Raw genomic sequence first — 7,889 nt, 5'->3', positions numbered from 1 at the left:
GGCAGTCGAAGTCGTCGGGCACCTGCGGCATCCACGCGGTGTCCAGACCCGCAGATTCGGCCCATTCGATATCGGAGGCCAGCTTGGCCACCTTGCGGGCCATATCGCCACGCTCGGCGCCGATCATTACTCCGATGCGCATTGTGTTTCCTTAGCCGCAGGGTCCGGGGTGCCGGTCAATCCGCGGATTTCGCGCACCAGGTCGTCGAGCGGTGTCCCGGTGGGAAACACCGCCGCGGCACCGGCGGACAGCAGCTTGGGTACGTCCGCGTGCGGGATCGTTCCACCGACGACGACGGCGATGTCGGCGGCGTCGGCAGCGCGCAACGCTTCGATGGTCCGCGTGGTCAGCGCCAGGTGAGCACCGGACAGGATGCTCAAGCCGACGACGGCCACGTCTTCCTGGACGGCGATCGATGCGATGTCTTCGATGCGCTGCCGGATGCCGGTGTAGATCACCTCGAAGCCGGCGTCGCGTAGGGTGCGGGCGACGATCTTGGCGCCGCGGTCGTGTCCGTCGAGGCCGGGCTTGGCAACCAGAATCCGTACTGCCACCTAGAACACCACCGGTTGCTGGAATTCGCCCCACACCGCTTTGAGCGCGGACACCATTTCACCGACCGTGCAGTAGGCGTTGGCGCAGTCGATCAGCTTGTGCATCAGATTGTCGGTTCCTTCCGCGGCGCGCGACAACGCTGCGAGAGTGGATTGCACTGCGTCCAAATCTCTTTCGGCCTTCACCGTGGAGAGCCGCTTGAGCTGCAGGTCGCGGCCCTCGGCGTCGAGCTCGTAGGTGACCACGTCCGGCTCCGGCTCCTCGGACACGAACCGGTTGACCCCGACAACGGGGCGGGTGCCCGCTTCGATGTCCTGGTGGATCCGAAAGGCTTCGTCGGCGATCAGGCCCTGCAGGTAGCCGTCCTCGATCGCGCTGACCATCCCCCCGTGCCGCTCGAGGTCATCCATGATCTCGATGATGCGGGCTTCGGTGGCGTCGGTGAGCGCCTCGACGAAGTAGGAGCCGCCGAGCGGGTCGGCGACACTGGCCACACCGGTTTCGTAGGCAAGGATCTGCTGGGTGCGCAGCGCCAGCGTGGTGGACTCCTCGGTGGGAAGTGCGAACGGCTCGTCCCAGGCCGCGGTGAACATCGACTGGACGCCGCCCAGCACCGCCGCCATCGCCTCGTAGGCCACCCGCACCAGGTTGTTCTGTGCCTGGGGGGCATACAGCGACGCGCCGCCACACACGCAACCGAAGCGGAACATCGACGCCTTGTCCGTCGTCGCCCCGTAGCGTTCGCGCACGATCGTCGCCCAGCGCCGGCGCCCGGCGCGGTATTTGGCGATCTCTTCGAAGAAATCGCCATGGGTGTAGAAGAAGAACGAGATCTGCGGTGCGAACTGGTCGATGGTCATCCGGCCCCGTTGCACCACGGTGTCGCAATAGGTGACGCCGTCGGCCAGGGTGAAGGCCATTTCTTGTACCGCGTTGGCTCCGGCGTCGCGGAAATGCGCCCCGGCCACCGAGATGGCGTTGAATTTCGGCACCTCGGCCGCGCAGAACTCGATGGTGTCGGCGATCAGCCGCAGCGAGGGCTCCGGCGGCCAGATCCAGGTCCCGCGCGAGGCGTACTCCTTGAGGATGTCGTTCTGGATGGTCCCGGTGAGCTTGGCCCGCGGTATCCCTTTGCGCTCGGCGGCGGCGACGTAGAACGCCAGCAGGATTGCGGCCGTTCCGTTGATCGTCATGCTGGTGCTGATCTTGTCCAGCGGGATGCCGTCGAACAGGATCTCGGCGTCGGCCAGGGTGTCCACCGCGACGCCGACCCGGCCGACCTCCTCCCCGAACTCGGGATCGTCGGAGTCGTAGCCACACTGGGTGGGCAGGTCGAGCGCGACCGACAGCCCCGTTCCGCCCTGTTCCAGCAAATACCGGTAACGACGGTTGGATTCCTCGGCGGTGCCGAAGCCGGAGTACTGCCTGAACGTCCACAACTTGCCCCGGTAGCCGGACGCGAAGTTACCCCGGGTGAAGGGGAACTCCCCGGGCGACGGCGGTTCCGCGGTTCTTTCCGCCGGCCCGTACGCGGGCTGCAGTGGGATGCCCGATGGTGTCTGAGCAGCGTTATCCATCGGTGAATAACGTACTTGCAAAAAAAGAGAATGCCAATACCGCAGCACTGACCTGGCCAAACAGCGGTATCGGGAGACTGATTCCAAGAGTTGGCCGTAGGCTCCAACCTGCTGTTCGCGAGCATCGAAAGTGACGACGGAGGTCGACATGACGGTTTCTCGGCCATCGATGGCAGACATCGACGCGGCTGCCAAACACTTCGGATTACACCTCGACGCCGACGTCCAACGGCAGTACCTAGCGGTGGTGAGGCACACGCTGAGGTCTTATGACGTGGTCGATGAGCTGTACGACGCGTTCGCGCGCCCGCAGGCCCCCGACCGTGCGTACCGGTTCCCGCAGCCGGGCGACAATCCGCTAGGCGCCTGGTATGTCACGGCGGAGATCGCCTCTGGCGCGGACGGTCCGCTGTCGGGCAGGACGGTGGCCGTCAAAGACAACATCGCCGTCGCCGGTATCCCGATGATGAACGGATCACGCGCGGTGGAGGGGTTCGTCCCCAGCCGCGATGCGACCGTCGTCGAGCGGCTGCTTGCCGCCGGGGCAATCATCGCCGGCAAGAGTGTCTGCGAGGATCTGTGCTGCTCGGCGTCTAGCTTCACGTCCGCCTCAGGGCCGGTGCGCAACCCGTGGGACACCGAGCGCGAAACGGGCGGGTCATCCAGCGGGAGCGCCGCACTTGTTGCCGCCGGTGAGGTCGAGCTGGCCCTCGGCGCCGATCAAGGCGGATCGATCCGGATCCCGGCGTCGCTGTGCGGCATTGTCGGCCACAAGCCGACCCACGGCTTGGTCCCCTACACGGGAGCTTTCCCGATCGAGCGGACCATCGATCACCTCGGTCCCATGACCCGCACCGTTGCCGACGCCGCACTTCTGCTTACGGTGCTCGCCGGACCCGACGGCCGGGACCCGCGCCAGCCAAAGGACATAGCCGCGATCGACTACCGGGCCGCGCTCACCGGCGACGTGGCCGGTCTGCGGGTGGGCATTGTCACCGAGGGCTTCGGGCAACCTGGCTCGCTGCCGGAGGCGGACGAGCTGGTCCGGTCGGCGGCGCGACGGTTCACCGAGATCGGTTGCTCCGTCGGCGAGATCAGCGTGCCCTGGCACCGTAAAGCGCTTCATGTCTTCAACGTCATCTTTACCGACGGCGCCACCTATCAGATGCTGGATGGCAACGGCTACGGGTTCGGCATGGACGGACTCTACGACCCAGAACTGATGGCGCACTTCGCAAAACAGCGAGCTGTGCAGGCCGATCAATTCGCCAGCACCATCACGGCCACGGCACTGTGCGGCCACTACGGCCTGAACACGCTGGGCGGCGCATCCTATGCGAAGGCGCGCAACCTGCTGCCGCTCGTACGCGCCGCGTACGACGAGGCGCTGGCGCAATACGACGTGCTGGTGATGCCCACCGTGCCCGGCACGGCCGACACACTACCGGCGGGCCCCCCGCAAGGTGTCGCGCTGCTCGAACGCGCGCTCGGCAAAGCGCTCAACACCGCACCCACGGACATCACCGGCCATCCCGCGATCTCGGTGCCCGCCGGTCTGGTCGACCGCCTGCCCGTAGGAATGATGATCGTAGGCAAGCGATTCGACGATGCCACGGTGCTGAGGGTCGCCGATGCCTTCGAGTCTCTGCACGGCGGGTTTCCGGTGGCCCCGAGCTCACCGGCATGAAAGGCTATGCTCGGCAAAGGATTTCGCCGTGGGGGATCGACAGCCATCCATCTGGTGCCGCGGCCCAGTCCCGCCACGCCGCAGAGATCGCCTCGAGCTGCTGGGCAGTGGCCAGACCCAACCGCAAAAGCTCGTGCGCCACCCTCGAGTGCAGGATCCGGTCTGCCCACATTCCGCCCCACCATTCGCGGGTCGCGGCCGTCGCGTAGCACCAGAGGCTGCCCGTTGGCTTTACATCGTCGAAGCCGGCCTCAACGGCCCACGACAGCAGCCTTCGACCGGCATCCGGTTCGCCGTGGTTGGCGCGGGCCGCCTTTTCGTAGAGGTCCAGCCACAAGTCCAGCGCCGGCAGGCGCGGGAACCAGACGAAGCCCGCGTAGTCGGCGTCTCGAGCCGCGACCACGCCGCCGGGCCGACACACTCGCCTCATCTCCCGCAGCGCCTGCACCGGATCGGCCACGTGCTGCAGCACCTGGTGGGCGTGGACGACATCGAATGTGTCGTCGGGAAAGCCGAGCCGGTGGACGTCGGCGGTCGCGAACGAGACATTTGAGAGGTTGCGCCGCCGGGCCTCGGCGCGGGCCATGTCGAGGACGTCGGCGAATTGGTCGACGGCCAGCACCGGCCCGGGCGCGACCCGGGCGGCGAGGTCGGCGGTGATCGTCCCGGGGCCACATCCGATGTCCAGCACGGACAGCCCCGGCTTCAGGTGGGGCAGCAGGTAGGCCGCGGAGTCGTCCGCGGTGCGCCGCTGGTGACCGCGTAGCACCGATTCGTGATGCCCGTGCGTGTAGCCCGGGCGTTTGCCGTTCATGATGGTTCCCCCCTCGGATCAGCCTACCTCGGCGTGAAGCTTACCGGCCGTCCACCACTATATGAAACTTTCGTCTCAATATATGAGACGCTAGTCGATAGGGACGTTGAGGATCGGACGATCAACCCCGGCCCCCGGACCATCGAAATGCCACCACTCACCGGAGTACACGGTCAACCCGCCGTAGTTCATGGCGTCCCGCAGCCGGGCCCGGTTCGCCTGCGCATCGGCGCTGACACCTTGGGTTGCGAATGCCGTTGCCCGCGAGGAAAAGTCGTCGAAGTCAGTGCCCATGTCGGCCAAGCAGAGTCCGTCCACCTGCCGCTCGGGCGGGCACTGCTGTTGCACGGTGGTGAATGTCACGTCGACCGAACGCCCGGACTCATGGCTGTGCGCATACTGGCCCGGGCGGGCGACCCAGGCGGGGTTGGGGACCGCGTTGAACAGCTTGACCTGAACATCGTGCGGCCGGTAGCAGTCCCAGAACACCAGCACGTGGCCCTGCGGGCGCAGCGCCGTCGCGGCCGCCGCCAGCCCCGGAGCCATGGATTGATGCACCAGGCATCGGGCGTCGGACGGATACAACTGCGTGCCGGTGAAATTGTTCGTCGTCGCGTAGCGCAGGTCGATTATGGCGTCGGGAACCACGCTCCTAACGTCGACGAATCCGGCCGCGTGCGCCGCGTCGCTGACGGGCGGCACCCCGGGGCCGGCCGGCACGGTGGTGTCGACGGGTCGGACGGCTACGCGGGCAACTGCGCAGGCACTGGTGGCCGTGACAAGCGCGACGGCGAGCAGAAGCAACCGCCGCGTCCTGGCCATCTGACCATTGTCGCGGGTCGACGAGCCGGATCGCACCGGGCACTGCGAACTCGCGCGCGAGATGGACGTCGCGGCCGCTGATCCCACTGCTCGCTTCGCCACCCGGGCCGGTGCAGGCAAGCCATTGAAGAACCCGTCCCCATCATTTATCGTCCGAGTAGCCGATCGGCTAGCCTCTGGCCGGTGGCCCGGAGGAGCGAACACGGTGGCCGCTTTAGGCGTGGGCGTCATGCACAACACGATCAATTCGCGGTTCGGGCCGAAGCCCTTGATCCACGCCGACTACCTGACCGGGGTGGCCTGCGGAGCCGACTCCTTCTGGGTGGCCGACCACCTCAACTCGGTGCTGCCGCCCTCGATGTGGACGCCCAAGCACGTCGGCGCCGCCCGGCTGATCCCGAAGATGGACGCTCACCTCGAGCCGTGGACGATGCTGGGCTACCTGGCGGGCCGCAATCGGCTCGCCAGGATGCGCCTCGGGGTCGCCGTGACCGACACCGGCAGGCGCAACCCCGCCGTCACCGCACAGGCCGCCGCCTCGCTGCACCTGCTCACCCGTGGCCGGGCCGTTCTGGGCATCGGAACCGGCGAACGCGAAAGCAATGCTCCCTACGGCGTCGACTGGTCCAAACCAGTGGCTCGCTTCGAGGAGGCGGTGGCCACCATTCGCGCGCTGTGGAACTCCAACGGCGAATTGGTCAGCCGCGACTCACCCTTCTTCCCTTTGCACAAGGCGACTTTCGCGCTCCCCCCGTACAAGGGCAAATGGCCCGAGATCTGGATCGCCGCGCACGGGCCGCGCATGATGCGCGCCACTGGACGATACGCCGACGGCTCGTTCCCCGGAACGACCCGGGCCACCGAATACGGGGAGCAACTCGAGATCGTGCGGGCCGCGGCTTCGGATGCCGGACGCGATCCGATGGCCATCACCCCCGCACTCATTCGGTTCATCGTGACCGGCCGGTCCCGCGACGAAATCGATGAAGTCGTCGACTCCGATATCGCCAAGGTGTTCACGCTCAATTGCCCCGCCAAAGACTGGGCACGCCATGGCGCGGAACACCCTTTGGGGGCGGACTTCACCGGAAACCAGGACCTCATTCCGCAGACTATCGACGAGCAGACGGCGCTCTCCTACGCGGCCCGGGCCCCGCGATCGCTCGTCCGGGAGTTGTTTGCGGTCGGAACACCCGACGAAGTCATCGGACAGATTGCCGAGTTCCGCGACAACGGGTTGCGATACCTCGTCGTAGGCAATGCCGGTGCGATTCAACCGAGTCTGCGCAAAAGCGCGTCCGCGACCGCGCCCTACGTCAAGGTCGTGCGCGGCCTGCGAAAGCTGTGAGCGAGGAGACGATTTCCAATGCCGATGATCGACCTGACGTACGTGCGTGGCTCCCTCGAGGAACAGGCGTTGGGCCGGCTGTCCGACGAGTTGGTCACCGCGCTGCTGCGCGCCGAACGCGCTCCGGACACTCCGTTTCTGCGTGATAACACGTGGGTGTACCTGCATGCGGTGGAGGCGACCGACCTCTCGGTGGGCGGCCGCGGACCCGGCGCGCCCCGATTCCGGGTCGCACTAACGGTTTTCGAAGGAGCGCTGGATAAGGAGCGTAAAGAACGGCTCGCCGCCGACGTGCACGACGCAGTGTGCGCCGCGGCCGGAATCGAGCCGCAAGGCTCAAGGGCATTTCATGTCTGGACGCTGATCCACGAAATCCCCGAAGGTAATTGGGCCGGCGGCGGGAAGGTCATTTACTACCAGCAGGTGAAAGGCCTTGTGGCCGAGGAATAACTGCCCGAGTGCGCGTATTCGGTGACGCTGCCGTGCTGACTCAGCGGCTCCTGAGCACTGAGGTCGCCGGTGGACAAACCCGCGATAACCACGAGTGGACGACCACGGTATTCGTGCGCACTCATGGGCGCTGGGAAGTGGCCTTGATACACCTCACGCCCGCCAGTTGACGTGCAGCCTGAGGTTTTGATCGCTGTTGCTACACGGCGAGGGCTTGCCGCAACACCGCGATCACTTCGGCCTGCTCGCGCTGTGAGATCGCCGCGTGCTGGATGAGGGCTGAGCCATGGAAAGTACCCGGGAACAAGTGCAATTCGACGGTGACCCCGGCGGTCAGCATCCCCAAGGCGTAGGCGATGCCCTCATCGCGTAGCGGGTCGAAGTGCATGACCGAGACATAGGCCGGCGGCAGACCGGCTAAATCCGTCGCGCGCGCCGGCGCGGCGTACGTCGACACATCGTCGGTGCCGGCGCGCCCCGCACCGAGGTAGTGGCCCCAGCTGGCTACCGCATTGGGCCGGTTCCACAGCGGGGTGTCGGTGAAGGCGGTCATGCTGGCTGTGGCGAGCCGGTCATCAAGCTCAGGCACCGCCAGGAACTGAAAGGCGATGTGTGGACCTTTGCGGTCGCGGGCC

The 7,889-nt window shown here is 66.5% G+C and carries 8 protein-coding genes and 1 pseudogene; 3 read left to right on the top strand and 6 right to left on the bottom strand.

All coding sequences use genetic code 11. From position 1 onward, the window contains the following. The 3 genes and pseudogenes from ACLP4W_RS20845 to ACLP4W_RS20835 all read right to left on the bottom strand — a co-directional run. Positions 1-142, bottom strand: a pseudogene (locus ACLP4W_RS20845) (LLM class F420-dependent oxidoreductase); the annotation flags it as partial. After that, positions 127-555, bottom strand: coding sequence for a cobalamin-dependent protein (locus ACLP4W_RS20840; protein WP_442389191.1), 429 nt, complete (start codon positions 553-555; stop codon positions 127-129). The gene ACLP4W_RS20840 and the pseudogene ACLP4W_RS20845, both read right to left, overlap by 16 nt. Then, positions 556-2,133 (bottom strand): methylmalonyl-CoA mutase family protein, encoded by a 1,578-nt coding sequence (locus ACLP4W_RS20835; protein WP_442389189.1) that lies wholly within the window; start codon positions 2,131-2,133, stop codon positions 556-558. A 148-nt stretch (positions 2,134-2,281) separates the two neighbouring features. Here ACLP4W_RS20835 and ACLP4W_RS20830 point away from each other — a divergent pair, with 148 nt between their 5' ends. Continuing rightward, positions 2,282-3,820, top strand: coding sequence for an amidase (locus tag ACLP4W_RS20830; RefSeq protein WP_442389187.1), 1,539 nt, complete (start codon positions 2,282-2,284; stop codon positions 3,818-3,820). Between the two features lie 4 nt (positions 3,821-3,824). Here the strand turns inward: ACLP4W_RS20830 and ACLP4W_RS20825 are convergent, their stop codons facing one another. After that, the gene (locus tag ACLP4W_RS20825) at positions 3,825-4,634 is read right to left on the bottom strand and encodes a methyltransferase domain-containing protein (protein ID WP_442389185.1); all 810 of its coding nucleotides are present in this window, start codon (positions 4,632-4,634) and stop codon (positions 3,825-3,827) included. A gap of 90 nt (positions 4,635-4,724) precedes the next feature. Further along, positions 4,725-5,456, bottom strand: a complete 732-nt coding sequence (locus ACLP4W_RS20820) for a M15 family metallopeptidase (RefSeq protein WP_442389183.1) — start codon at positions 5,454-5,456, stop codon at positions 4,725-4,727. A gap of 205 nt (positions 5,457-5,661) precedes the next feature. Here ACLP4W_RS20820 and ACLP4W_RS20815 point away from each other — a divergent pair, with 205 nt between their 5' ends. Together ACLP4W_RS20815 and ACLP4W_RS20810 are read left to right on the top strand one after the other, a co-directional pair. Further along, entirely contained in the window at positions 5,662-6,804 is a 1,143-nt protein-coding gene (locus tag ACLP4W_RS20815) for an LLM class flavin-dependent oxidoreductase (protein ID WP_442389182.1), read from the top strand. A gap of 18 nt (positions 6,805-6,822) precedes the next feature. Next, on the top strand, positions 6,823-7,254 hold the full coding sequence (locus tag ACLP4W_RS20810; RefSeq protein WP_442389180.1) for a tautomerase family protein: 432 nt from the start codon (positions 6,823-6,825) through the stop codon (positions 7,252-7,254). Positions 7,255-7,453: 199 nt separating this feature from the next. On the opposite strand, the gene ACLP4W_RS20805 is transcribed toward ACLP4W_RS20810, so the two are convergent. Then, positions 7,454-7,889: alpha/beta hydrolase fold domain-containing protein (locus tag ACLP4W_RS20805; RefSeq protein ID WP_442389179.1), on the bottom strand; the 436-nt coding region annotated here is incomplete at its 5' end.

It is taken from the genome of Mycobacterium sp. (assembly GCF_052145595.1).
GTDB lineage: Bacteria > Actinomycetota > Actinomycetes > Mycobacteriales > Mycobacteriaceae > Mycobacterium.
The sequence above is the reverse complement of the archived record's forward strand: the minus strand, read 5'-3'. Positions and strand labels throughout refer to the sequence as shown.

What these genes read in the sequence shown, in the direction of transcription:
- ACLP4W_RS20835 (WP_442389189.1), bottom strand. Translation starts at nt 2,133, where the DNA reads ATGGATAACGCTGCTCAGACACCATCGGGCATCCCACTGCAGCCCGCG.
- ACLP4W_RS20830 (WP_442389187.1), top strand. Translation starts at nt 2,282, where the DNA reads ATGACGGTTTCTCGGCCATCGATGGCAGACATCGACGCGGCTGCCAAA.
- ACLP4W_RS20825 (WP_442389185.1), bottom strand. Translation starts at nt 4,634, where the DNA reads ATGAACGGCAAACGCCCGGGCTACACGCACGGGCATCACGAATCGGTG.
- ACLP4W_RS20820 (WP_442389183.1), bottom strand. Translation starts at nt 5,456, where the DNA reads ATGGCCAGGACGCGGCGGTTGCTTCTGCTCGCCGTCGCGCTTGTCACG.
- ACLP4W_RS20810 (WP_442389180.1), top strand. Translation starts at nt 6,823, where the DNA reads ATGCCGATGATCGACCTGACGTACGTGCGTGGCTCCCTCGAGGAACAG.